Annotated in this window: 1 protein-coding gene; it reads left to right on the plus strand. The window is 55.0% G+C overall.

Going from position 1 to position 487, the window contains the following annotated elements:
* Window positions 1-388: hypothetical protein (locus tag KNP67_RS15305; RefSeq protein WP_214756990.1), on the plus strand; the 388-nt coding region annotated here is incomplete at its 5' end.
* Between the last annotated feature and the right edge of the window lie 99 nt (window positions 389-487).

Below are 487 nucleotides of genomic sequence, written 5' to 3' on the forward strand. Positions count from 1 at the left end.
CGTGATGGACGAGCGGATACTTGATGACTATGCGTTCGATGGATTGGATCCGTTCGTCCGGATCGTGTTCTCGGAACTGATGGAACATCCCGAGTGGATGCGTGTTGTCGACAAGGAACATTGCGTCGAGAAGGTCGTCCGGTTCGATGAGGGACGGAACTCGCCTTACTTTCGCGTAGTGATCTATCTGGATGCGAAAGAGCATCCGATCAAGATCGTGTATCTATATGGGACGTGGGTGGTGACGGATGGGGACGTCAGCTTCGTCGTCTCAGAGCTCTCCAAGGGTGTATTCGAATATGAAGTGATGCATGTCCATTGGCTCATCAAGTATCGCTTCGAGGATTGGGGCGTGTCTGAAGACGGGGCATGGGAGAAGGAATGGTGATCCGGGCTCATGCGTGAGCGTCTAACGCCTTAGGGCGAAGTCGCTCATCGCACCGCTGCCTCCCTGACGGCCCGATAACAAGAGCTGCTGGCTCACCGC

It is taken from the genome of Exiguobacterium sp. s157 (assembly GCF_018618205.1).
In the GTDB taxonomy this organism is placed as follows: Bacteria; Bacillota; Bacilli; order Exiguobacteriales; family Exiguobacteriaceae; genus Exiguobacterium; species Exiguobacterium chiriqhucha.